At 35.4% G+C, this 21,989-nt stretch carries 35 protein-coding genes and 1 pseudogene; 33 read left to right on the top strand and 3 right to left on the bottom strand.

What is annotated here, in order from left to right; genetic code table 11:
• Positions 1-54: 54 nt before the first annotated feature.
• The 9 genes from H3V00_RS10230 to H3V00_RS10190 all read left to right on the top strand — a co-directional run bounded on the left by H3V00_RS10230 (position 55) and on the right by H3V00_RS10190 (position 5,565).
• Positions 55-453 carry a hypothetical protein gene (locus H3V00_RS10230; protein WP_198231804.1) on the top strand — a complete coding sequence of 133 codons (399 nt, stop codon included), beginning with the start codon at positions 55-57 and terminating at the stop codon, positions 451-453.
• A 210-nt stretch (positions 454-663) separates the two neighbouring features.
• Positions 664-2,328, top strand: a complete 1,665-nt coding sequence (locus H3V00_RS10225) for a VENN motif pre-toxin domain-containing protein (RefSeq protein WP_198207948.1) — start codon at positions 664-666, stop codon at positions 2,326-2,328.
• 7 nt (positions 2,329-2,335) lie between these two features.
• Entirely contained in the window at positions 2,336-2,533 is a 198-nt protein-coding gene (locus H3V00_RS10220; protein WP_025331490.1) for a DUF4926 domain-containing protein, read from the top strand.
• Positions 2,534-2,561: 28 nt separating this feature from the next.
• Positions 2,562-2,723: a hypothetical protein gene (locus H3V00_RS10215; protein ID WP_171991469.1), complete on the top strand. Its 162-nt coding sequence runs from the start codon at positions 2,562-2,564 to the stop codon at positions 2,721-2,723.
• Between the two features lie 619 nt (positions 2,724-3,342).
• Positions 3,343-3,633 (top strand): hypothetical protein, encoded by a 291-nt coding sequence (locus H3V00_RS10210; RefSeq protein ID WP_025331481.1) that lies wholly within the window; start codon positions 3,343-3,345, stop codon positions 3,631-3,633.
• 643 nt (positions 3,634-4,276) lie between these two features.
• On the top strand, positions 4,277-4,462 hold the full coding sequence (locus H3V00_RS10205) for a hypothetical protein (RefSeq protein ID WP_051506483.1): 186 nt from the start codon (positions 4,277-4,279) through the stop codon (positions 4,460-4,462).
• Position 4,463: 1 nt separating this feature from the next.
• Positions 4,464-4,796 carry a hypothetical protein gene (locus H3V00_RS10200; protein WP_025331479.1) on the top strand — a complete coding sequence of 111 codons (333 nt, stop codon included), beginning with the start codon at positions 4,464-4,466 and terminating at the stop codon, positions 4,794-4,796.
• Positions 4,797-4,945: 149 nt separating this feature from the next.
• Positions 4,946-5,302 (top strand): colicin D domain-containing protein, encoded by a 357-nt coding sequence (locus H3V00_RS10195; RefSeq protein WP_084586619.1) that lies wholly within the window; start codon positions 4,946-4,948, stop codon positions 5,300-5,302.
• On the top strand, positions 5,299-5,565 hold the full coding sequence (locus H3V00_RS10190) for a colicin immunity domain-containing protein (RefSeq protein ID WP_025331477.1): 267 nt from the start codon (positions 5,299-5,301) through the stop codon (positions 5,563-5,565). Before H3V00_RS10195 ends, H3V00_RS10190 begins: the two co-directional genes overlap by 4 nt.
• Before the next feature lie 83 nt (positions 5,566-5,648).
• Here H3V00_RS10190 and H3V00_RS10185 read toward each other — a convergent pair whose 3' ends face one another.
• Positions 5,649-5,864, bottom strand: a complete 216-nt coding sequence (locus tag H3V00_RS10185; RefSeq protein WP_198207950.1) for a SymE family type I addiction module toxin — start codon at positions 5,862-5,864, stop codon at positions 5,649-5,651.
• Positions 5,865-6,228: 364 nt separating this feature from the next.
• Between H3V00_RS10185 and H3V00_RS10180 the strand changes: the two genes are divergently transcribed.
• The 20 genes from H3V00_RS10180 (at position 6,229) to H3V00_RS10085 (ending at position 19,142) form a co-directional block, all read left to right on the top strand.
• Entirely contained in the window at positions 6,229-6,480 is a 252-nt protein-coding gene (locus H3V00_RS10180; RefSeq protein WP_198207952.1) for a hypothetical protein, read from the top strand.
• The gene (locus tag H3V00_RS10175; RefSeq protein WP_198207954.1) at positions 6,481-6,636 is read left to right on the top strand and encodes a hypothetical protein; all 156 of its coding nucleotides are present in this window, start codon (positions 6,481-6,483) and stop codon (positions 6,634-6,636) included.
• A gap of 370 nt (positions 6,637-7,006) precedes the next feature.
• Positions 7,007-7,318 carry a hypothetical protein gene (locus H3V00_RS10170; RefSeq protein WP_198207956.1) on the top strand — a complete coding sequence of 104 codons (312 nt, stop codon included), beginning with the start codon at positions 7,007-7,009 and terminating at the stop codon, positions 7,316-7,318.
• Positions 7,319-7,336: 18 nt separating this feature from the next.
• Positions 7,337-7,579 carry a hypothetical protein gene (locus H3V00_RS10165; protein ID WP_198207958.1) on the top strand — a complete coding sequence of 81 codons (243 nt, stop codon included), beginning with the start codon at positions 7,337-7,339 and terminating at the stop codon, positions 7,577-7,579.
• A 764-nt stretch (positions 7,580-8,343) separates the two neighbouring features.
• Complete coding sequence (locus H3V00_RS10160) at positions 8,344-8,529, top strand: hypothetical protein (RefSeq protein WP_198207960.1); 186 nt, start codon at positions 8,344-8,346, stop codon at positions 8,527-8,529.
• Between the two features lie 121 nt (positions 8,530-8,650).
• Positions 8,651-9,592, top strand: a complete 942-nt coding sequence (locus tag H3V00_RS10155) for a hypothetical protein (RefSeq protein WP_198207962.1) — start codon at positions 8,651-8,653, stop codon at positions 9,590-9,592.
• Positions 9,573-9,962 (top strand): hypothetical protein, encoded by a 390-nt coding sequence (locus tag H3V00_RS10150; RefSeq protein ID WP_198207964.1) that lies wholly within the window; start codon positions 9,573-9,575, stop codon positions 9,960-9,962. The genes H3V00_RS10155 and H3V00_RS10150 overlap by 20 nt, the downstream gene beginning before the upstream one ends.
• Positions 9,963-10,202: 240 nt before the next feature.
• Positions 10,203-10,403 (top strand): hypothetical protein, encoded by a 201-nt coding sequence (locus H3V00_RS10145; RefSeq protein WP_037472651.1) that lies wholly within the window; start codon positions 10,203-10,205, stop codon positions 10,401-10,403.
• Between the two features lie 282 nt (positions 10,404-10,685).
• Positions 10,686-10,886: a hypothetical protein gene (locus H3V00_RS10140; protein WP_144354471.1), complete on the top strand. Its 201-nt coding sequence runs from the start codon at positions 10,686-10,688 to the stop codon at positions 10,884-10,886.
• Between the two features lie 234 nt (positions 10,887-11,120).
• Positions 11,121-11,399: a hypothetical protein gene (locus H3V00_RS10135; RefSeq protein WP_143555317.1), complete on the top strand. Its 279-nt coding sequence runs from the start codon at positions 11,121-11,123 to the stop codon at positions 11,397-11,399.
• A 226-nt stretch (positions 11,400-11,625) separates the two neighbouring features.
• The gene (locus H3V00_RS10130) at positions 11,626-12,015 is read left to right on the top strand and encodes a hypothetical protein (RefSeq protein WP_198207966.1); all 390 of its coding nucleotides are present in this window, start codon (positions 11,626-11,628) and stop codon (positions 12,013-12,015) included.
• A gap of 220 nt (positions 12,016-12,235) precedes the next feature.
• Positions 12,236-12,628, top strand: coding sequence for a hypothetical protein (locus H3V00_RS10125; RefSeq protein ID WP_198207968.1), 393 nt, complete (start codon positions 12,236-12,238; stop codon positions 12,626-12,628).
• Between the two features lie 259 nt (positions 12,629-12,887).
• Positions 12,888-13,280, top strand: a complete 393-nt coding sequence (locus tag H3V00_RS10120) for a hypothetical protein (RefSeq protein WP_198207970.1) — start codon at positions 12,888-12,890, stop codon at positions 13,278-13,280.
• Between the two features lie 248 nt (positions 13,281-13,528).
• Entirely contained in the window at positions 13,529-13,966 is a 438-nt protein-coding gene (locus H3V00_RS10115; protein ID WP_143555247.1) for a hypothetical protein, read from the top strand.
• A 215-nt stretch (positions 13,967-14,181) separates the two neighbouring features.
• The gene (locus tag H3V00_RS10110) at positions 14,182-14,610 is read left to right on the top strand and encodes a hypothetical protein (protein WP_198207972.1); all 429 of its coding nucleotides are present in this window, start codon (positions 14,182-14,184) and stop codon (positions 14,608-14,610) included.
• Positions 14,611-14,829: 219 nt separating this feature from the next.
• Positions 14,830-15,258 carry a hypothetical protein gene (locus tag H3V00_RS10105; protein ID WP_198207975.1) on the top strand — a complete coding sequence of 143 codons (429 nt, stop codon included), beginning with the start codon at positions 14,830-14,832 and terminating at the stop codon, positions 15,256-15,258.
• A 305-nt stretch (positions 15,259-15,563) separates the two neighbouring features.
• Positions 15,564-16,175 carry a hypothetical protein gene (locus tag H3V00_RS10100; protein ID WP_198207977.1) on the top strand — a complete coding sequence of 204 codons (612 nt, stop codon included), beginning with the start codon at positions 15,564-15,566 and terminating at the stop codon, positions 16,173-16,175.
• Between the two features lie 1,184 nt (positions 16,176-17,359).
• On the top strand, positions 17,360-17,674 hold the full coding sequence (locus H3V00_RS10095) for a hypothetical protein (protein WP_084547121.1): 315 nt from the start codon (positions 17,360-17,362) through the stop codon (positions 17,672-17,674).
• A gap of 236 nt (positions 17,675-17,910) precedes the next feature.
• Entirely contained in the window at positions 17,911-18,222 is a 312-nt protein-coding gene (locus tag H3V00_RS10090; RefSeq protein ID WP_198207979.1) for a hypothetical protein, read from the top strand.
• Between the two features lie 551 nt (positions 18,223-18,773).
• Entirely contained in the window at positions 18,774-19,142 is a 369-nt protein-coding gene (locus H3V00_RS10085) for a hypothetical protein (protein WP_198207981.1), read from the top strand.
• A gap of 65 nt (positions 19,143-19,207) precedes the next feature.
• On the opposite strand, the gene H3V00_RS11705 is transcribed toward H3V00_RS10085, so the two are convergent.
• The gene (locus H3V00_RS11705; RefSeq protein WP_370520385.1) at positions 19,208-19,342 is read right to left on the bottom strand and encodes a SymE family type I addiction module toxin; all 135 of its coding nucleotides are present in this window, start codon (positions 19,340-19,342) and stop codon (positions 19,208-19,210) included.
• Positions 19,343-19,502: 160 nt separating this feature from the next.
• Between H3V00_RS11705 and H3V00_RS10075 the strand changes: the two genes are divergently transcribed.
• Positions 19,503-19,919, top strand: coding sequence for an SMI1/KNR4 family protein (locus tag H3V00_RS10075; RefSeq protein ID WP_084586089.1), 417 nt, complete (start codon positions 19,503-19,505; stop codon positions 19,917-19,919).
• A gap of 138 nt (positions 19,920-20,057) precedes the next feature.
• Here H3V00_RS10075 and H3V00_RS11700 read toward each other — a convergent pair.
• Positions 20,058-20,216: pseudogene (locus H3V00_RS11700) on the bottom strand (SymE family type I addiction module toxin); the annotation flags it as partial.
• Positions 20,217-20,858: 642 nt separating this feature from the next.
• Here H3V00_RS11700 and H3V00_RS10065 point away from each other — a divergent pair.
• From H3V00_RS10065 to H3V00_RS11490, 3 genes are all read left to right on the top strand, one after another.
• The gene (locus H3V00_RS10065) at positions 20,859-21,149 is read left to right on the top strand and encodes a hypothetical protein (protein WP_198207983.1); all 291 of its coding nucleotides are present in this window, start codon (positions 20,859-20,861) and stop codon (positions 21,147-21,149) included.
• A gap of 1 nt (position 21,150) precedes the next feature.
• Positions 21,151-21,567 (top strand): hypothetical protein, encoded by a 417-nt coding sequence (locus H3V00_RS10060; protein WP_096765612.1) that lies wholly within the window; start codon positions 21,151-21,153, stop codon positions 21,565-21,567.
• Positions 21,568-21,716: 149 nt separating this feature from the next.
• Positions 21,717-21,989: hypothetical protein (locus H3V00_RS11490; protein WP_232335990.1), on the top strand; the 273-nt coding region annotated here is incomplete at its 3' end.

Raw genomic sequence — 21,989 nt, 5'->3', positions numbered from 1 at the left:
ATATATATTATCTTTATATTATGTAGCTTTTCAATTTTTGGGTATATAAAATGGATGGGGAATGGAAAATCTAGATATGAAATAGATAATAACGAAAAAGAATCAATAATAATTAAACAATTACCAGATATTCTTAAGCCATATTCATTTAATAAAGAACAAGTAATGATAACTAAAAATGGTTCAACAACGACAATTTATGTGATATTTAAACTAAAGTATGATGATTTTGAAAATAGAGAAAAAATTTCTAATACTGTTGATAAGAATAGTGCAAAACTAGGTTTTGAACATAACTGTCGCGGAGAAGAGATGATTATTACTTCTAATTTGGATGATTATTATGATTATGAAAGAGATCCAACAGTAACTGAAATACCGCTTCAAAGATATGCTGTTGTATGGCAATATCCTAGTTATGCATGTATTTATCAAAATCAAAAGCATCAGTAATACTCAATAAAAAATAAATATTTATTGAATAATGTAATTAATCGTATTGATTAAGGTATAAGATTTTAAAACCTAGCAGCCATCCATACTGATATCAGCAGCGAAGATTATGCTGATAAGGCCGGATATCTGCATAATAACTTTGATAAAGATAAGGTACAGAAAGAGCTGGATTTACAGCGTGAAATCAGTCAGGAATTCAGCGATAACATGCAGACAGCCTCTGCTATGATAAACAGTAAAAAAGATGCCCTCAAAGAAAAACTGAAAAATACAGCACTGAGTCCGGAAGAACGTGAAAAATATGAAAAAGAACTGTCGCAGTGGAATGCCGGCGGATTACTGTTAAATGCGATAGGAGCAGGCCTGTCCGCCCCGACTAACAGTATAGGAGGGATAGTGGCAGCCACAGCCAGCCCGATAGTTTCATATCAGATAGGACAGTACTTTAAAGGAAAAGATGCAGAAGGCAGCACTGCGCATCTGGTGGCGCACGCAGTAGTAGGAGCAGCAGTAGCGGCAGCAGGAGGAAATAACGCACTGGCTGGCGGACTGGCTGCGGCAGGAACAGAAGCTCTGGCACCGGTAGTATCGAAATGGCTGTATGGCAAGGAATCAAAAGATTTAACTGCAGATGAAAAAGCCACGGTTTCATCAATCATAGGGTTGGCTGGAGCAGCAACAGGAGCGGCAGTAGGCGGCAGTATGGCTGATGTGGCACAGGGGAATCAGGCCGGGCATACGGCGGTTGATAATAATGCACTTCGTAACAGTAAGGGGGAAAGTAAACTTAACACTCAGGAAAAAATATTAAATGAAAAACTGAAAAAAGCAGGTGTACAAAGTGCGGATGATTATCAAAGAAAATATGATGCATGCAAAACAGATCAGTGCAGGATTCAGGTTGAAAAAGAATATTTAAAGGCCTCTGATGAAGCAAATAAAATCATATTGAATTTGTATATGACAGGACAAATAACAGAAGAAGAATCCAAAATATTATTGACAAGCTATGCTAATAAAATGATGAGGGGGGCTGGAGAAAGTCAGCGTAGGTTTGGTTCACGCATATTTGATTTAAATGCAAATGAATGGATACCAGCGAGCGTAATTGGCAATGCAGATTTCAACCAAATTACAATGTTAAATCTAGTCAAAAAAATGAAACGCTCTGGAGCTTCTGACGAACAGATAGCTATAAGAGTATTCCAATATCAAATTGCTGGGAGCTACATAGGGTCAGTTAGTATAATGCAACAGCAAGTTGATACATTACTCAACTCAGGAGTTAGTGTTGAAACAGTTATACGTGCACTGAGCATGAAAAAAGGAAGGAGACTAACCAATGACGAAATAGGTTTGATAAAAAATAGATATTCTGTAATGATGCAAAAGCAGGGTTCTAAAGCAAAAGCCGGAAAGGGGACGAGTGCTGTAGATGATGTTGCTACAATAACCTCTAAAGATAAACTTTCAGGACCAACAGCGAATTGGAACAATTACACCCATGCAGAGGCTGTAATTAAAACAGGAAACTCTGGGAAGCTAGCAAATGCAGATAAAGCAGTAATTGATCCGAATAAAGTTACTTCTTATGCATTAAATACCGAGCATCCCGTAGGGGGAAACAAAGCAAAAGTTTTTGAGTCAGCTTTAGGATATAACCAATCAAACGCAAATGATCTAATATCAAAAATACAATCGGGAGCAAAAACAAATACAGCCATTCTAGGTAAAGCAGATAATCATGGTCAAAGAATTACTATTGATATGCCAATTACTGGACCGAATGGGAAAACAGCAACTGTTCGAACTGGTTGGATATATGATCCTGGATCATCAATACCTAGATTAACAACACTCTATGTAAAGTGAAGATATTATGAAATATTCCCTTTTTGATACAGTAAGTTTAACTGAAGATATTCCTGAGTATAATCTGAAATCAGGAATGATAGGTGCAATTATAGATGTTTATACTAAACCCGATGAATCATATGAAGTCGAGTTCTGTGATGAGAACGGTAGAACAATAGAGATACTAGCCTTATCACCAGATAAATTATCCAAGGTAAGCTAAAGCAATCCCCACCTAACCCGTGGGGATTTTGTTTTACCTCTTAGCTCAGCCCCTCAATCCTGATAATCAACAGCCTCGGCTGTACATCAATGATGACTGGCTGACTGGTGGTAAAGCAGGAAAGGGAATGAATGGTAATTCTCTGGAATGGAATTCTTGGCAAAACTACATAAGAATGATTCCTACCTAACTATTAGAGATTCTAATTATTATCTTTTAGACTTATATAACAAGTTGAATAAATAATTTACCCTACTTTATTGTTATGGTTATGAGCATACCAGCATAAAATCTGAGCTCCTCCAATCAATGACCATTCATGGTCAGTTGAATTGGAGGGCTAGGTCTGACCAGACTAGGTGTATATAACAAATGGTATAAAGTTATTTGGTTATAGGAAAAGTTGCTACTACACGACCTATAAACAATTAATTGCCAAAAATAAAAGGTAAAATAGGTTCTGGATTTACCTTTTGTTTTGGAAGTGTTAAGCAGCAGCAATTATGATAGAAAAATTAGAAGAATTAAATAAGCTCTTTAAATGTAAATAACAGAGTATTAGAACAAGTATAATAAAAAGCTATTTGTACTTGTTCTGTTATGTTTGTTTTTATTATATATTTTAAATTAACTACGTCAGCTGAAAGTTTATAAATGAGTAATATCAATATACTATGGAAAGGATATAAGAAAAAGGAACAGGACGACCAATTTATGAAATTACGATTAATGGACAAAAACAAAGAATAGCTGTTACAACTGGAAGTAATGGTTTTATTGTTGGAGCAAATCCTGCGGGGAGTAAGTAAATGAAGAAAATAAAATTAATGGCTGATTATGAATGTTATCCATTGTGGATTGATTCGGATAATGAAGTTGGAAATATTGATCCTGATTCCTTACTAATCAGTGATTCTCTCAAAAATGAGTTAAATAAGTGGTCAGATGACTATGATAAAACGTTGAATTCAGATAACCCGTTAGAATCTGGATTTAAAACTATTAATGAAGAAATAGCCTTTAAAGAAAAAGGGAAATGTTTACAAGAAAAATTACAAATAGAATTAGGTAATAATTACGACGTAATATATCAATCCTAGCAACTAGATCCCTTTACATTACTGGGATCTAATATTTTCCTAGAATGTACAAGAAATAAACATGAGTTTCAGTTTCAAAACTGGGTGTGTAGCTTGTCTGGGTTACTGAGGAAGATATAAGAAAATAATATGTTATTAATGATATCCGTCATCTTTTTGCTAAGTATGATTTTTTTAATTAAAAATCCCATATTGAATCAGTTAGTAATTTGCTCTACATTAAACCTCTTGAACAAACCCATTCAGACGAAGGGCGATATATCTACTTCTGACGATGGTCTTACTCATGTGGGCAGAGAGTTAGCCGTAGCAGGAGACAAAATAATACGTATGGGTGACAGTAGTTATAATTTCCATCATAAGATATGTTTGTCTCAATACATCAACCATCAACAAAGTGGTCAGAGTATCACCGCATAGGTCAGATTAACCAGTTTTCAGGAAATCGAATGCTGGAAAGGGGACTGGTGTTACAAATACTGAAAAACTAACTGGCGGTGCGGCTAGAGCAGAACAATATTCAAGTAATTGGGCTACAGCAAGTCTTGATAAGGCTATTAATGAGTTTGCAGGCTCAAATCCAATAATAACTACAACTGAAAAAGGAAAAAGAATTTATACTAATCCAACAACAGGTATACAGGTGGTTGAGGATTTGTCTGGAAACTACTTCCGAATTTATAACCCTAATATTTCGGGAAAAAGAGCTTATTTGGATTTGAATGGTAATATTCCTAACAACAAATTATTAGAGAATGGAAAAGAAGCTGGCCGAAGTCAAGGTGAATATAATGAGGCAACTCATTTTAATATAAAAAGGAATAAATAGTATGAAAAATATATCCGTTCCAGTAAATAAAAGTGCAATGGAACGCCTAGATTTAGATAATTGTGTGGATGGTGATTTGATTGAATTAATTCTTGATGAAGATAATTATAAAAATCTCTTAGAGAGTAATGTTATTAATCAACTTAATAATGAATTAGATATAAATATTGATGATTATGAAGATGAAAAGATAATCGATCTTGATAAGCTTATTAAGGCTAAAAGTATTATTCAAAATTCAATAGTATCAAATAATAGCGAAGCGTTGATTCAATTATTAACTCAAGTTGATAATGCAATAAAATATAAAACAGGTCTATTTTTTTATTTTTAAATTTAGAGGTAATAGTAAAGTCCTCATCTGAATCCTGTTAGGATCTTACTTTGATGTCTATACTTTTATCTCAAGTTTGATAACTAACAGCATTCAACAAGCGAATAAAAAAAGTAATTTTTGATGAGCATGTAGTAAATGAGAAAGGCTTGGGGAATGCTGGAAAGGGAACGAGTGCAAATTCTCTTGCCGGTGAATTAACGGGAATAACGCAAAAGCAACTAGATAAGAAGTTTAAGCATGCGGCTGATTTTGGAATAACAACAACAAAGAAAAACCCGGAAACTCTTGGTCAATATGAAACTGCAATCAAAAATCATATGGGAGACTCGGCAACCAAACCCCAAGGTACTTATGGCTTTGTAAAAGACTCAAAAGTATTTTTTAACTCAAGTACTAATAATGCAGTTGTTCTTGATAGCTCTGGTAATTTTGTTACAGGATTTAAGCTTACGCCAGGAACCGCACAGTATGATAATTATATGAAAAATGGAGTATTACGATGAGCCTTATAGCATTAGAATTTGCTAAATCGTTTGTTAATGGAAGAATAACAGCTCAAGTTTTTGCTGAGGCTTACATTGAGCTCTATCGAATAGAGCGAGATAACGGTTTACTTCTCAAAGATGAAGACAGTGTTAGCGAATGTTTATCAACTATTTTTTGTCTAGCCGATCTTTATAATCCAGATTCTGATAAAGAAGAATATGAATTAAATGATAAACAACTTATTGAGCAAATTGAGCAAGAGTTGAAAAAACTAAATTAAAAAGCTCCCCCGCCTTAACCAGCGGGGAGCTTTTATTGCTTTTTAGACCTGCATCGCAAGTTCAATAATTAACTTATCCTGCTCTACTTTAATGATGACCGATTGACCGGCTTAATGATGACCGATTGACCGGCATAAAAGCCTATCTGCTCCAGCCAGCGCCCCTTGATGGTCAGTTGCGGTCTGGGGTTGCTGAACCCGCCGTTAGGCGTGTAACCCACGGTATAAAAGCGCTCAGTGGGGTGCGGTGCAGGTTCTTTGCATGTGGTTGATTTTAGCTTAGACTGTGCCTTAGCCATAATTAACTCCTGTGAAGTTGGTTTTGGTTAGCAGTGGTAGCAGGTTGCCGCCTATTATTGCTGCTTACTTATTGTTTTATTATTCTTATTTAGCCAGTAATTTAATCTGAGTCTTGGTTAAAAAGGCTTCTAAAAATATCTTAATCACGGTTTGTTTTCTTCTGGTAGCTTCTCAATCTTTTGAAACAGGTTTAAAAACTCATGGTCTTTTAATCTTGACTTGGTAGCTTGGTCTTGTGCGCCTTCCAGTATCTAATGCTAGAAAGGGGACGAAGCTTGAAATAGATCCAAAAAATTTGATTATCTTTATGGCAAAGTAAATAGCGGAGATCATAATACTGCTCGTTCAACTCAATTATCCCAAATGATGAAACGGCTTGGGCTACAGACTAATGAATCCAGTACAGCTATTTTAATTGAACACTTTAATAAAACAGTAAATACAAGAGGTAATGTTATTAATAATTACAAAAAAGGTTCTCAGTGTTTTGAAATTAGAGAATCTTTCTTAATGGGTCCATCAGGTAAAGGCGCTGTATTACAAACGTCATTTAAAATTATGCCAGATGGTTCGCGTAGATTTGTAACAACAATTCCAAAAGAAGGAAAAAAATAAATGTTTATTCAATCTTTTCCAGATGAAATAGATTTGTTAGCTTTTTTTGAGGGAGAACCTATTTTTCAGAATACAGAGGATTTACACTTTGCATACAAATATACTGATCAAAATGAAATGTCTATACTTTTTTCGTTTAGTGCAACTGGAGGTTGAATACAAACAATTATAGAGTTTAAACAGAAAAAAATAGCGCACAATCTAATGGAGGGTGTGGAATACTTTAAGATAGAAAAAGATGTTGATGGTGAATACCTAACGACCGAAGTTGTATTAGAGGATACAAGAACAAAGGTTGAAATAAGATTGCAACCTTTTGTTTTTACAAAATTTTCAACATTAATAAGATAATTAACTATTCTGTCTTTGATTTAATCTTAGGGTTGATATTATCAAGGACAGATCTATATTACTTTATTTTAGATAGGCTCCTCAATCCCGATAATCAACAATCCCTGTTGCGCATTGATGGTGACTGGTTAACCGGTGGTAAAGCTGGAAAGAGAATGAATGGTAATGCTCTGGAATGGAATTCTTGGTAAAACTACCCCAAAAGACTATTGACGGTAAGCAATATGCGTCGATTGGAAACAGATTATATTCACAACATGCAGTTGGTAGGAAGCAACTACCAGAGTTAGGGTTCCCTGCGGGTAAAGTTGGAGCTGGTCGTAACATTTCTCCTAATATTGTAGAGCACACTATACAAAATGAAACAAAAACCAGTTCAATGGTTAATGGTGTAAAAAGGACTGTATATTGGAGTGGTGATGTAGGTGTTGTTACCGAAAGGAATAGTAAAATTGTAGTGACCATTCTCAGAAGGAGTGAAAATTGATGAATTGGATATATCCAGATGTTATTAATAATCTTAAAAAAATGTAATTCTTATTTAAATAAAAAAATTAGTTTGGATGAAATACAATCTAGTATTTATGAAGCTGAGCATCAGATACTGGCATTAGAAGAAAAATGGTTAAGAGAATTGCTATTTGATGCAGAAAATCAAATTGAATTAAATCGTTATACGATAGATAGTGAAAAGTTAGAACAATCTGTTGAACCTATTATCAAAAATATAATGACTAAAATATCATAATAAGAATAATTCCTACCTAACTATTAGAGATTCTAATTATTATCTTTCAGACTTATATAGCAAGTTGAATAAATAATTTACCTTACTCTATTGTTATGGTTATGAGCATACCAGCAAAAAATCTGAGATCCTCCAATTTAACGACCATTCATGGTCGTTGAATTGGAGGGCTAGGTCTGACCAGACTAGATATATATAACAAATGGTATAAAATTATTCGATTATAGGAAAAGTTGCTACTACTATTGATAAAAATAGTACAAAACTAGGTTTTGAACATAACTGTCGCGGAGAAGAGATGATTATTACTTCTAATTTGGATGATTATGAAAGAGATCCAACAGTAACTGAAATACCGCTTCAAAGATATGCTGTTATATGGCAGTATCCTAGTTATGCATGTATTTATTAAAATCAAAAGCATCAGTAATACTCAATAAAAATAATTATTTATTGAATAATGTAATTAATCGTATTGATTAAAGTATGGGATTTTAAAACCTAGCAGCCATCCATACTGATATCAGCAGCGAAGATTATGCTAGGCCGGATATCTGCATAATAACTTTGATAAAGACATGGTATAGAAAAAACTGGATCTGCAACGCGAGGTTAGTCAGGAATTTGATCAGAGCCGGCAGGAACTGAAAAAAGAACTGCTTGAAAAAGCGCGCAAAAAATATGAAGAAGCTCAAATAGAACGCTTTAAACATGGCGGCTACAGAACCGAAAAAAGCATACAATTAGAAGAAGAAGCTCGCAGGATGGAGCAGAATATAGCCTATCTTGATACTGCACTGGGTATATTATGGGCCGGCGATATAGGTACAGCTGTCCTGGAAACCGTAGGCCTGCATGCTGACTATGCCAAGAATGCCGCAAGGCACATAACCCGCCGGACAAGTTTACAAAGTTACCTGTTCGGATCAGGCTGCAAAGTATCAGTGTAAAGACATAAATAACGTTAATGATGCAATTGCAGATCTTCAAGAAAGTAAATTAAGTAATGAAAAAAATAAAGGCGCTCCGTTTGACGGAAAAGCGATCCAGATCTTTGATTACAACGAAATCATGGATGGCACAATAGTAAAAATCTCAAATCCGGGAATTTACAACAACGAAGAAGCCGCCTTTAGAAATGCAGTAAAACAAAATCCGGAAGCAGCGGCTAATGGTAAATTGTATGTTGTAGTCAATAATCCTGTTGTAGAGGTTATCCCCGGGCTGGGTGAGGTAGGTGGTTATACTTTTTACGATAAACTTAACGAGAGGCTGGGAGGCCGGCTGCCCTTAACCAATGCAGAAAAAACCAATGCTGAATTAAAAATGCTGGCCAAAAAAACCAATACATTGATTGATACCAATGATCATAGCCGAGGCTCAATGACCGAAAAAGTCAGCCTGGCTTATCTGCAGAATGTATTAGGCATAACCGGTATTCCTATAGAAAAAACCAAATTTCTCGGGCCGGCAGCACATGCGCCGGGTTATTTCAAAATGCTGAGCAAAAACGGCTATGTGGATGAGTATGGTATCAGTAGTAGCTTTTTCATGGCTAATCACAATACCGACTTTGTCGGCAGGCTGGTAGGTCTCAATCCTGCTACAGCAGGAGAGTGTAAGGGCAATCCCCTGGGCGCATGCTACAGTCACAGCAGTTATAACGGTGCTTATTATCTTGAACCCTATTTGACAGACCCTTTTGGTCGAGATTATATTGATAAAAACACTAATAAACCTATTCTAAATCCCGAATTTGATAAAATTGAAAAAACTGTAGTCAAACCTAATCAAGATGAAAATGGTCTATACCCTAATCCGACCCTTGCTCAGGCATATGTAATCGGCGAAGATGGAAATATCCGTCTGGTAGACCGGCAGGGAAACATGACAACAATCAATCGGAGAACGCAAAAAGTCATCGGCACCACACAAATACCGATTCATGAAATCAATGGCAGACGTTATTTTGAATTTGAAGGAAAGAAATATTATGCAGATCCGAACCGCTAAAATCCGTTTACTCATCCTGACAGGTATCGGCATATTCCTGAGTGGCTGCAGTATCTCCGACTGGTACAATGGCTACTATGTTGAAAGATATGCGATTAAAGAAGCACAAAAAGATAGAGAAAAATATTACAATTCTGAATCACCAGAAATGCAAGAGCGAAGAAAGCAAAATCAAACATATTGTTTAGATTTAGCAAATAAGCCGGAAAACCGGGTTGCAAGAGCCGGTTATCCAAATGGAGTATGGAATCAAGCTATGTTTAGTAGATGTATGATAGAAAGAGGTACACCAACTTATGAATCCTATGGTGGAGTACTACAAAGAAAACATGATGAAGAGCAAAGAGCAAAAGGTAAAAGAGTCATGTAAGTATTAGTTGCCTGATATATCAGCCCTGTATTTAATTTGATAATAGTAATATATTAGAAAATTGAACACAGGGCTGTATTGATATCTAAAAGATGATTTTTGCATACTAGTGCAACTGAAATAAAAGAAACTAGCCTATTCTGGTAAGACCAACTAAACCTCAGGAAGGAGTGCATTATCATGAGACACCACATTAAAATTATATTCCTGTTAAGTATGTGTTTGTGCTTGGAGGGTTGTATGGAAGCAGCTATAAGATTCTGGAATGGTCCGGGCTGGTCATCACCAGCAAGAAATAAAGCTGATCATGAATGTTTCGAAGAGCTTGAATTAACTTTGCCTGACCCAAATGACCCTCAAGGTTCTGAAGCAAGGAATGAATGGATGGCTAACGTTTATGGACCTGCAAGAATAGAATGTATGAAGAGAAAAGGTTTTTAAAAAATGTTTCTATAAATGGTTCAAGCTGGACATTAACAGCTTATGATTTTGTAATCTGATAAATTAGCCTTGAGCTGAATTTTATAATAGTAATATTAAAAGAGTGAATTCAGGGCTGTATCGATATCTAAAAGATGATTTTTGCATACTAGTGCAACTGAAATAAAAGAAACTAGCCTATTCTGGTAAGGTCAACTAAACCTCAGGAAGGAGTGCATTATCATGAGACACCACATTAAAATTATATTCCTGTTAAGTATATGTTTGTGCTTGGAGGGTTGCATGGAGGCAGCTATAAGATTCTGGAATGGTCCGGGCTGGACATCACCAGCAGAAAACAAAGCTATGAACGAATGTTTTGATGAGCTTCAATTAACTGTGCCTAAATCAAATGCTCCTGTACATTCTGAAGTATGGGAGGAATGGATGACTAACGTTTATATACCTGCAACAACAGAATGTATGAAGAGAAAAGGTTTTTAAAAATTGTTGAGTGCCATATTAGATTTATATTCCTGATAAATATGAATTTGTGCTTGGATAATTGAATGGACTCAGCTATAAGTTTCTAAAACGCGTCAAGCTGGACATTAGCAGCAATGATTAAGCTGAAAATGAGAGGTTGATTAACGTTTATACACCTGCCTCAATAGCATGTATGAGAAGAAAGTTTATTAGTCTCAGACAATTTTTAAATAGACAAAAATGGAGTATAAAGTGGCAAGTAATATTAAGAAATTTAGCTTAGTTGGATTTATTATATTGTGTATATTATGTGGATGTAGTACAGATGCTTCACGATTTGAGAAACTGCTAGCATTAAACGGATATGAGGGTAGTCGGGTAGTAGTATATCCTTCTGGCTGGTATGCTGAGCCACCTGCACAATATTTGGTAGATGAACGTGGACGCTATATTGATGCGAATGGAAATTATACTGATCATCCCGTAGAAAATCCCTATTACAGAGATTATATAAAACGTTTTAAGAAATAATAAATTTGGATAAGCATTAATTATAACAATGACATTATCATTATTGGTTTATTTCATAATAGAAATAAACTTTGGGAAAGAAGTAAAAGTGAGAGTGGCGGGTACTTGTTTGAAATCTATATAAAATAAGGTAATGAATGCATTGATATAATTGATAAAACCAATAACTATTTCATTTGATATTATCATGATAAATATTAGTATAAATTGGTAGGAAAGAAATATTATGCAGATCCGAACCGCTAAAATCCGCTTACTTATTCTGACCGGTATCGGTATATTCCTGACTGGCTGTAGTATATCAGACTGGTACAATGGCTACTATGTTGAAAGATCAGCGGTTAAAGGAGCACAGAAAGATAGAGATAATTACTACAATTCTGAATCGCCGGAAAAGCAAGAGCTGAGAAAACAAAATGACAAATATTGTTCTGATTTAGCACATAAGCCGGAAAACCGGGTTGCAAGAGCCGGTTATCCAAATCGAGTATGGAATCAACCTATGTTTGAAATTTGTATGAAGAATCGAGGGACACCAACATATGGAGCCTGGGCGTCAATGCAGAAAAAAAAACATGATGAAGAGCTAAGAGCAAAAGGTAAAAGAGTCATGTAAGTGTTGCTAGCCTGATATATTAGCCCTGTGTTTAATTTGATAATAGTAATATTAGAAAATTGAACACAGGGCTGTATTGATATCGTTAAGATGTCTTTCGCATACTAGTAAAACTGAAATAAAATAATATATAAGAGTTTTTATTGTACTCAAAAATACAAGAAAATAGCCTTACCGCATAAAGTAATCAGCACCACACAGATACCGATTCATGAAATCCATGGCAAACGCTATTTTGAATTTGAAGGAAAGAAATATTATGCAGAACCGAATCGTTAAAATCCGTTTACTTATTCTGACAAGTATCGGAATATTTCTGAATGGCTGCAGCATATCCGACTGGTACAATGGCTATTATGCTGAAAGATCAGCAATTTCCCAATCACAAAGGGATGAAAATAATTATTACAATTCAGAATCGCCAGAAATGCAAAAGTTGAGAAAGCAGAATCAAACATATTGTTTAGATTTAGCACATAAGCCAGAAAACCGGGTTGCAAGAGCCGGTTATCCAAATGGAGTATGGAATCAAGGTATGTTTGAAAATTGTATGGAAGACAGAGGAACACCAACATATGAAACCTGGGCGGGAATGCAGAAAAAAAAAACGTGATGAAGAGCTAAGAGCAAAAGGTAAAAGAGTCATGTAAGTGTTAGTTGCCTGATATATCAGCCCTGTATTTAATTTGATAATAGTAATATATTAGAAAATTGAACACAGGGCTGTATTGATATCGGTAAGATGTCTTTCGCATACTAGTAAAACTGAAATAAAATAATATATAAGAGTTTTTATTGTACTCAAAAATACAAGAAAATAGCCTTACCTCATAAAGTAATCAGCACCACACAGATACCGATTCATGAAATCCATGGCAAACGCTATTTTGAATTTGAAGGAAAGAAATATTATGCAGATCCGAACCGCTAAAATCCGCTTACTTATTCTGACCGGTATCGGCATATTCCTGACTGGCTGCAGCATATCCGACTGGTACAATGGCTATTATGTTGAAAGATCCGCGATTAAAAAAGGACAGAAAAAAAGAGATAATTACTACAATTCTGAATCGCCAGAAATGCAAGAGCTGAGAAAGCAAAATCAAACATATTGTTTAGATTTAGCAAAAAAGCCGGAAAACCGGGTTGTAAGAGCCGGCTATCCAAATGGAGTATGGAATCAAGGTATGTTTGAAAATTGTATGGAAGACAGAGGGACACCAACATATGAAACCTGGGCGGGAATGCAGCAAAAAAAAACATGATGAAGAGCGAAGAGCAAAAGGTAAAAGAGTCATGTAAGTGTTGTTAGCCTGATATATCAGCCCTGTATTTAATTTGATAATAGTAATATTAGAAAATTGAACACAGGGCTGTATTGATATTTTAAATATGATTTTTGCATACTAGTGCAACTGAAATAAAATAATGTATAAGAGTTTTTATTGTACTCAAAAATACAAGTAAATAGCCTTACCGCATAAAGTAATCAGCACCACACAGGTACCGATTCATGAAATCCATGGCAAACGCTATTTTGAATTTGAAGGAAAGAAATATTATGCAGAACCAAATCGTTAAAATCCGTTTACTCATTCTGACCGGTATCGGCATATTCCTGAGCGGCTGCAGTATATCCGACTGGTATAATGGCTATTATGTTGAAAGATATGCGAATAAAGAAGCACAAAAAGATAGAGAGCAATATTACAATTCAGAATCGCCAGAAATGCAAGAGCTGAGAAAACAAAATGATAAATATTGTGGAGACTTGTCAGAAAAGCCGGAAAACCGGGTTGCAAGAGATGGTTATCCAAATGGAGTATGGAATCAAGGTATGTATGTAAATTGTATGGAAGACAGAGGAACACCAACGTATGGAACCTGGGCTGGAATGCAGAAAAAAAAACATGATGAAGAGCTAAGAGCGAAGGGTAAAAGAGTCATGTAAGTGTTGCTAGCCTGATATATTAGCCCTGTGTTTAATTTGATAATAGTAATATTAGAAAATTGAACACAGGGCTGTATTGATATCTGAAAGATGCCTTTCGCATATTGGTGCAATTCAAATAAATAGGTAAGTGTTTTCGTTGTACTGAAAAATACAAGAAAATAGTCTACTGCAAAAAGTCATCGGCACCACACAGATACCGATTCATGAAATCCATGGCAAACGCTATTTTGAATTTGAAGGAAAGAAATATTATGCAGATCCGAACCGCTAAAATCCGTTTACTCATCCTGACAGGTATCGGCATATTCCTGAGTGGCTGCAGTATATCCGACTGGTACAATGGTTATTATGCTGAAAGATCAGCAATTTCTCGGTCACAAAGGGATGAAAATAATTATTACAATTCAGAATCGCCACAAATGCAAGAGTTGAGAAAGCAGAATCAAACATATTGTTCAGATTTAGCAAATAAGCCAGAAAACCGGGTTGCAAGAGCCGGTTATCCAAATGGAGTATGGAATCAAGGTATGTTTGAAATTTGTATGAAGAATCGAGGAACACCAACATATGGAGCCTGGGCGTCAATGCAGAAAAAAAAACATGATGAAGAGCTAAGAGCGAAAGGTAAAAGAGTCATGTAAGTGTTACTAGTCTGATATATCAGCCCTGTGTTTAATTTGATAATAGTACTATTAGAAAATTGAACACAGGGCTGTATTGATATCTGTAAGATGTCTTTCGCATACAGGTGCAACTGAAATAAAATAATATATAAGAGTTTTTATTGTACTCAAAAATACAAGAAAATAGCTTACTGCATAAAGTCATTGGCACCACCCAGATACCGATTCATGAAATCCATGGCAAATGCTATTTTGAATTTGAAGGAAAGAAATATTATGCAGATCCGAACTGCTAAAATCCGTTTACTCATTCTGACCGGTATTGGCATATTCCTGAGCGGCTGCAGTATATCCGACTGGTATAATGGCTATTATGTTGAAAGATATGCGAATAAAGAAGCACAAAAAGATAGAGAGCAATATTACAATTCTGAATCGCCGCAAATGCAAGAGCTGAGAAAGCATAATGACAAATATTGTTCAGATTTAGCATCTAAGCCAGAAAACCGGGTTGCAAGGGACGGTTATCCAAATGGTGTTGTCAATCAAGCTATGTTTATTAGGTGTATGGAAGATCGTGGCACACCCACATATGAATCTTATGCCTCAATGCAGAAAAAAAAACATGATGAAGAACGAAGAGCAAAAGGTAAAAGAGTCATGTAAGTGTTGCTAGCCTGATATATCAGCCCTGTATTTAATTTTATAATATTAGCATTAAAAGATTAATTACAAGGCTGTATTTACGACAAAAATTCAAGAAAGCATTTTGATACGCTATATAGAAAAACAAATAATCAAGTTGTTGGTGTTGTTGAAGAAAAAAAGGAAATCAGTATATTTCAGGAGAGACAATAATGTTACCTGATGCTAATGGTTATTATGATATAAAGGCTACTATTAAAGATCAGACTGGTCCAATGCGATTCAGATTGAAAAATGGAAAAATATTACCTTAAAAAGTAAAAATAATGTTAATACAGTCAAAAAAATTGTTTTTAATTATATTGTTAATGGTTTTTAACAGGTCAATATTTGCAAAACAAATTAGTATAAAAGAACAACAGGAATTTTTTTGTAAACTTGAGCAGTATGATCAATGCTTTTATACAGGAAAGTGTGATTATAAAGACTATGTAAATTATACGGATTATTTTATAAAAATTACCGGTGATATCAATCAAAATGCTAAATCTTTATATGATAAACTTCCTAAAATATATGAATGGGCAGGTAATGATGAACTGAGTGAAAACTTTCCACACTACATAATTTATGATGGTACTTTTGTAAGTAGTTTAGCCTACGCATATATTGATTTAAAATATAAATGGTTATCATGGTATAAAAATAATACTGGAATAAGTTATAAAAAACCTAAAGATATATTTTTAAAGAATAAGGGTGCTTGCGGAGTAAAAATGTTTGGAAAATATTTATCTTTACCGTTGCCAGAAGATGCTGATGTAGAAACCTGCTTTTTTAATTATCGAATTAATGACCCATGGTGCCAACCAGATGACAAAATCTTAATGAAAAATTTGTTCTGTCAATCAGGAAAAGAATGTGAGATTAAATGGTAATAATAGGAAATGATATTCATCATAAGCCATAGCGAAGCTGTACTGTTTTCTGTCATAAAATTTTTTTGCTAAAACTGTATAATTTACAAACAGTTTTGATAAAAATACACTCAATACAGATAATTAAGTAGTGGAATGTCATAGAATAGACGTATTTTAATCGGTGTATTCCTCAAGAGACAACATTAAAACCTGATGCTAATGGTTATTATGATATCTGGGTTAATAGTTTTGATCCTCAGGGAAATCCTATAACGTATAAAGCACATTTCAGAATGATAAATGGACAACCTGTGAAATAAAACAAAAGAATCTAATGTTTAATTATTTTAAAAGTATATTTTTGATATTTGTACTGGTTTTTATAGCGGAAAGGCCAGTACAGGCCGAAGATTTTGATATAAGAGAACAAAAGAAATTTTTTTGTCAATTGGAGAAATATGACCAGTGTTTTTATACAGGAAAGTGCACGTCTGATGAGTATAAAAACTATACTGATTATTTTGATAAAGTAACTGATTATAGTTATGATCAAGTTGTTGATATATATATAATCTAATTCCTAAGATTTATAGAAAAGAAAAGAAAATAAGTGAATCTGGATTAAAAAGAAATATACTTGAGTACGATAGTGCTTATCTTTTTGATATTTCAAATATTTATATGAAAGGAAAGTATAATTGGCTGACATGGTTTAAACATAAAACAGGAATAAGCCATCAATCTCCGAAAAGTATATTCACAGAAAAAGAATCTGATGAATGTGGTGCTAAAATGTTTAATAAATACTTATCGTTACCGTTGCCGGAGGATGCAGATCTTTTAACATGTATTATTCATTATCAGTTTATATGGTCTTGCTTAGGATATAATAAAGAATTATCTAAAAATTTATTTTGTCAACTAGGCAATTCAAATTGTATTGTCATATATTAATAATGGTTAAATTTAATCATTTATTAAAACTATTAAATTTAATAGGAGCATATCAGTCCTCCTGAACTAACAGCATAGGAGGAATAGCAGGAATATAAGCTCTTGCACCGGTAGTATCGAAATGGCTGCATGGGAAGGAATCAAAAGATTTAACTGCAGATAATAAAACCAAATAAAGTGAATGGAAAGTTTATAATATATGATATACAAAACTCTAATGATTATTTTGGATATCCTTGAGAAATTCTATGAACAAAAATTTTTTAATTATTATTTTATGTATTTTATTTAATGGATGTACACATATACAACACAAAATCAATGTAAAGCCTGAGGAAGCTGATGTGAAATCTGAGAAAGGAAAATTTTTAACGGAGCAAGATACAGAAACGGATTACATATTTTTGGAATTAACATGGAGTAATTTTCGAAAAGATGGATGGTTTTATTCCTATCATCCTGAACATATCAGCTACCCGGAAAAATGTATTTTATTGACTAAAAAAGCTCCTGAGCCTGATAATGATAGATTAATCTATAAAGTTGATTGTTTTGATAAATAAAGATATATAGAAATGGATAAATGTAAAAACTCGGTAATACTAAATAATATATTTATCATATATCGATAGGGTAATTGGTTCAAATTATTTTAATTTAGCTTATTATCATAAGAGTAATAATTTAAATATAAGTAGGACAGAAACCGAAATTAAATTAGTAAATGCGTTGATTCCAATAGTGGCAATTTTATCAGGGTAGTGTTGGCGTAAACAATTAATAGGTTTTGGTCACGATTGTGACTATACCAGCCAGTACTACCCATAGCGGTATTAATACCGGAAATATCATCATCACTGATGAAACAGCGCAGCAGCAAAAAACCGGTAAAACGGCTGCCCAAACAATTGCAGCTATCCATACCGGTATCACCAGTGACGACTATGCCGATAAAGCCGGCTACCTAAATAACAACTTTGATAAAGACAAAGTACAGAAAGAACTCGACTTACAGCGTGAAATCAGTCAGGGTCTCAGCAATAACATGCAGACAACCTCTGCTATGATAAACAGTAAAAAAGATGCCCTCCAAAGAAAAACTGAAAAATGAAGCATTAAATCCGGAAGAACGTGAAAAATATGAATAAGAACTGTCGCAGTGGAATGCAGGCGGATTACTGTTAACTGCGATAGGAGCAGGTCGGTCTGCCCCGACCAACAGCATAGGAGGGATAATGGCAGTCACAACCAGCCCGATAGTTTCATATCAGATAGGCAGTACTTTAAAGAAAAAGATGCTGAAGGCAGAACAGCGCATCTGGTAGCGCATGTAGTAGGGCAGCAGGAAGAAATAATGCGCTTCGTAACAGCATGGGGGAAAGTAAATTTAACACTCAGGAAAAAATATTAAATGAAAACTAAAAAACAAGTGTACAAAGTGCGGATGATTATCAAAGAAAATATGATGTATGTAAAACAGATCAGTTCAGGATTCAGGTTGAAAAAAATATTTAAAGACCTCTGATGAAGTAAATAAAATCATATTGAATTTGTATATGACAGAATAAAACACAAGATACGGTAAAGGTTGTCGATTCAAATACATACAAGCTAAGTGCAGGAGAGAAAGCGACAATTATTAATAAACCAAAGGAATAGAAAATGAATAAGATTAAATGGATAACTCAGGCGATAGCGCAGCCTTGTGAAGTACAGATAAGTTTATTTCCTGATTTTGTGAATGTTGCAGACGAGCTGGCTGTTGAGTGGGAAATGGCTTTAGATGAATTAAACAATCCTTTGGTCGCATCTTCTTTCACGTCTGAGCAAAAATTGGCAATTAAACAGTTAGATGATTATATGTTATCTATAAGTGGAGCACCTAACATCCAATACTGGAACAACGATGCGCTTTGTCAATGTGCTGAGTGGCAGAATATGAGAGAAATGGCTATGGCAATATTACTCATCATGGGGTGGGAAATTACCGTGCCGGCAAAACCTGTTGCTATATATATCAATCACAGTTAAATATAAGATCCTAGCCTGTTGTATAGCAATCCCCGCCTTAACTCGCGAGGATATTATTTTACCTTTTAGCTCAGCCCCTCAATCCTGATAATAAACAGCCCATGTTGCGCATCGATGATGAATGACTGACCAGTGGTAAAGCCAAAGGCTTCTAGCCAGCAGCCTTTAATAGGTAGTTGCGGTCTGGGGTTGGGTCCTATGGCTTGGGGTGTTAACCAATGATGTAAAATCGTTCGGTGGGTTGCAGTGCCTTAGCCATAGTTAACTCCTGTAAGGTTAGTTTTGGTTAGCAGTGGTAGCAGGTTGCCGCCTGTTACTGCTGCGTTACTTGCTTAATACGTCAAATAAGAGAGGATACTAATGAATAAATTGGATAAAGTTATTAATCAGTTAAAAGAGTTATCAAATGGAGAGGTAATAAATGTCCCTCTTCCTGATGATAACTTGCTTGATGATTATGAAAAAAATATTAATTTCAGCTTTTCAACTGAATATAGAAAGCTTCTCAAAGAAGCCGGCAATATTTTCTACGGTACAATAGAATTATTACTAGTAACAAGAGATAAAAAATATCCATCTGAATTATCGACAGTGCTTAATGAAGCTAGGGAGCAAGGTCTACCAGAAGACTGGTTACCAATATGTGAAGATAATGGAAGTTATTATTGTTTAACACCAAATGATACAGTACGATATTGGACGTTAGATGGCTATAGTAATGATACTTGGGAAGATCTTTCAGATTGGGTTGAACAAGTATGGATTAATGAAAATTAAATATCGCAAACAAGCCCAAAATAAAGAAGTAGTTTATACATTACCAAAAGAAATAAAAATCGGCTCAGCAAGCATAACTGAATTAGGGTAGTAATAACTTAAAAGCTCCCTGATAAATCAGGGAGCTTTTTTAATATCTTAGATCTGTATCGCAAGTTCAATAATCAACTTATTCTGCTCAACTTTAATGATGACTGGCTGACCGGTGGTAAAGCCAAGCTGCTCCAGCCATCTACCTTTAATGGTGAGCTGGGGTCTGGGATTGCGAAACCCGCCGTTAGGCGTGTAACCTACGGTGTAAAACCGCTCAGTGGGCTGCTCGTGTTCGTATAATCCACATTATGTCTTGCGCCCCCACAATCGGCACCTTAGCGCGGAGTGGCGCACAGCTCGCAAGCTCGCTCTGCCGTTGGCAGCAGTCATCCACATCAACGCCGCCATCGCCGCATCCCTGCAGCTCCAAGGTCAACACCAATAAGGCAGGTTGGCCGCAGGCCTTCGCTAAAAAGCTTTACACCCCGGCCCAACCCTCAGTCATCCAACGCTGTGCGCGGGTTGCAGTCACGTTGTTCCTTGCTCCTTACCGTGCTCGCTATCTGCCTGCTCATCCGCCCCTTAAAAGGGGCTCCCCGCTAAATCATCACTTGCGAACCTTGACCCGGTTCGCGCTCTCGGTCAACCCGTCCGTGACTCACAGACAAGCTGCGAGTCACGGACGCGTTATCGAAAAGTCCCTCAAAGCGAGTTGCAAAACGGCGAAAAAAGCATGTCGGGGCAAAAAAATACGATAGAATAGTGAGCTAAGGGAAAGGTGTTGCAACCACCTGATACATATAGGGAAAAACTGAAACAGTCGGGCGATGGATGTAGAGCAACACTAATACTGGAAAGGGGACGACAAGTGCACAAGGATTTATCGGTAAGGATTTTGAAAATTATTTGCATCAAACTTTAGGTGGTAAAGGTAGCTTTAAAAATCAGGGACGAGAGTTTGATGGCGCTTATGGCCCAAATAATTCAATCTGGTATGAAGCTAAATCAGGGCGTTATTGGCAAGATCATGCTCAGGCAGGTAGTAAAGGATTTGAAAAATTCAAATCTGATGTGGGATCTCATGCGAGTATTGCCAAGCAAAATGGTGCGTCTTTTGAAGTGCATTCTAATACACCTATCCCTCAGCATGTTAAAGACTGGTTAACATCAAAGAACATACCTTTTAAGGAATATTAATATGGGAATGCAAGTCAGCATAGATATAAATTTTGCACAAGAATATTCTCCTAAAGAGATATTAAAGTGCCTGATAAATAGTGGCTGGAATATTTATTATCAAAATATGGTTACTTATCTATCGTCAAATGATATCGAAGATTATGACTGGTTGAATACAGACATGAATCTGTTCAATTTAGACGAGTTTATAAACTCTCATAATATTATGGATAAAGTTGGTATAGTGATGGTTTATGATAATGAATCAGGGGGTAATTTATTAATTTACCCTAACTATTTATCTATGTCACTGTCAATAAATCGTCAGTATTTATCTGGGGAAGATATTCCAGATTTTAATTGGTATCTAAAAAAAATGAGTGCTTTTTTGAGAAATATAAAACTGTCTAGCATACAGTGTGAAACCATCTATTAATGAATAATCCCCACCTTACCCGTGGGGATTTTGTTTTACCTCTTATCTCAGTCTCTCAATCCTGATAATCAACAGCCCCGGCTGTAAATCAATGATGACTAACTGACCGGTGGTAAAGCAGGAAAGGGAATGAATGGTAATTCTCTGGAATGGAATTCTTAGCAAAACTACCCAAAAAGACTATTGACGGTAAGCAATATGCGTCGATTGGAAACAGATTATATTCACAACATGCAGTTGATAGGATGGAACCATCATGGTTAGGGTTCCCTGCCGGTACAGTTGGAGCTGGTTGTAACATTTCTCCTAATATTGTAGAGCACACTATACAAAATGGAACAAAAACCAGTTCAATGGTTAATGGTGTAAAAAGGACTGTATATTGGAGTGGTGATGTAGGTGTTGTTACCGAAAGGAATAGT

Source organism: Snodgrassella sp. W6238H11 (genome assembly GCF_016100525.1).
GTDB classification, from domain to species: Bacteria; Pseudomonadota; Gammaproteobacteria; order Burkholderiales; family Neisseriaceae; genus Snodgrassella; species Snodgrassella alvi.
The sequence above is the reverse complement of the archived record's forward strand: the minus strand, read 5'-3'. Positions and strand labels throughout refer to the sequence as shown.

Excerpts from the sequence above, each read along its gene's own strand:
- H3V00_RS10165 (WP_198207958.1), top strand. The coding sequence starts at position 7,337 with ATGTTATTAATAATCTTAAAAAAATGTAATTCTTATTTAAATAAAAAA.
- H3V00_RS10110 (WP_198207972.1), top strand. The coding sequence starts at position 14,182 with ATGGCAAACGCTATTTTGAATTTGAAGGAAAGAAATATTATGCAGATC.
- H3V00_RS10125 (WP_198207968.1), top strand. The coding sequence starts at position 12,236 with ATGGCAAACGCTATTTTGAATTTGAAGGAAAGAAATATTATGCAGAAC.
- H3V00_RS10180 (WP_198207952.1), top strand. The coding sequence starts at position 6,229 with ATGATGAAACGGCTTGGGCTACAGACTAATGAATCCAGTACAGCTATT.
- H3V00_RS10200 (WP_025331479.1), top strand. The coding sequence starts at position 4,464 with ATGAAAAATATATCCGTTCCAGTAAATAAAAGTGCAATGGAACGCCTA.
- H3V00_RS10130 (WP_198207966.1), top strand. The coding sequence starts at position 11,626 with ATGCAGATCCGAACCGCTAAAATCCGCTTACTTATTCTGACCGGTATC.
- H3V00_RS10170 (WP_198207956.1), top strand. The coding sequence starts at position 7,007 with ATGGAATTCTTGGTAAAACTACCCCAAAAGACTATTGACGGTAAGCAA.
- H3V00_RS10220 (WP_025331490.1), top strand. The coding sequence starts at position 2,336 with ATGAAATATTCCCTTTTTGATACAGTAAGTTTAACTGAAGATATTCCT.
- H3V00_RS10210 (WP_025331481.1), top strand. The coding sequence starts at position 3,343 with ATGAAGAAAATAAAATTAATGGCTGATTATGAATGTTATCCATTGTGG.
- H3V00_RS10185 (WP_198207950.1), bottom strand. The coding sequence starts at position 5,864 with ATGGCTAAGGCACAGTCTAAGCTAAAATCAACCACATGCAAAGAACCT.
- H3V00_RS10075 (WP_084586089.1), top strand. The coding sequence starts at position 19,503 with ATGAATAAATTGGATAAAGTTATTAATCAGTTAAAAGAGTTATCAAAT.
- H3V00_RS10190 (WP_025331477.1), top strand. The coding sequence starts at position 5,299 with ATGAGCCTTATAGCATTAGAATTTGCTAAATCGTTTGTTAATGGAAGA.
- H3V00_RS10060 (WP_096765612.1), top strand. The coding sequence starts at position 21,151 with ATGGGAATGCAAGTCAGCATAGATATAAATTTTGCACAAGAATATTCT.
- H3V00_RS10175 (WP_198207954.1), top strand. The coding sequence starts at position 6,481 with ATGTTTATTCAATCTTTTCCAGATGAAATAGATTTGTTAGCTTTTTTT.
- H3V00_RS10225 (WP_198207948.1), top strand. The coding sequence starts at position 664 with ATGCAGACAGCCTCTGCTATGATAAACAGTAAAAAAGATGCCCTCAAA.
- H3V00_RS10155 (WP_198207962.1), top strand. The coding sequence starts at position 8,651 with ATGGATGGCACAATAGTAAAAATCTCAAATCCGGGAATTTACAACAAC.
- H3V00_RS10095 (WP_084547121.1), top strand. The coding sequence starts at position 17,360 with ATGAACAAAAATTTTTTAATTATTATTTTATGTATTTTATTTAATGGA.
- H3V00_RS10160 (WP_198207960.1), top strand. The coding sequence starts at position 8,344 with ATGGAGCAGAATATAGCCTATCTTGATACTGCACTGGGTATATTATGG.
- H3V00_RS10150 (WP_198207964.1), top strand. The coding sequence starts at position 9,573 with ATGCAGATCCGAACCGCTAAAATCCGTTTACTCATCCTGACAGGTATC.
- H3V00_RS10115 (WP_143555247.1), top strand. The coding sequence starts at position 13,529 with ATGAAATCCATGGCAAACGCTATTTTGAATTTGAAGGAAAGAAATATT.
- H3V00_RS10085 (WP_198207981.1), top strand. The coding sequence starts at position 18,774 with ATGAATAAGATTAAATGGATAACTCAGGCGATAGCGCAGCCTTGTGAA.
- H3V00_RS10140 (WP_144354471.1), top strand. The coding sequence starts at position 10,686 with ATGGAGGCAGCTATAAGATTCTGGAATGGTCCGGGCTGGACATCACCA.
- H3V00_RS10230 (WP_198231804.1), top strand. The coding sequence starts at position 55 with ATGGGGAATGGAAAATCTAGATATGAAATAGATAATAACGAAAAAGAA.
- H3V00_RS10120 (WP_198207970.1), top strand. The coding sequence starts at position 12,888 with ATGGCAAACGCTATTTTGAATTTGAAGGAAAGAAATATTATGCAGATC.
- H3V00_RS10145 (WP_037472651.1), top strand. The coding sequence starts at position 10,203 with ATGGAAGCAGCTATAAGATTCTGGAATGGTCCGGGCTGGTCATCACCA.
- H3V00_RS10100 (WP_198207977.1), top strand. The coding sequence starts at position 15,564 with ATGTTAATACAGTCAAAAAAATTGTTTTTAATTATATTGTTAATGGTT.
- H3V00_RS10105 (WP_198207975.1), top strand. The coding sequence starts at position 14,830 with ATGGCAAATGCTATTTTGAATTTGAAGGAAAGAAATATTATGCAGATC.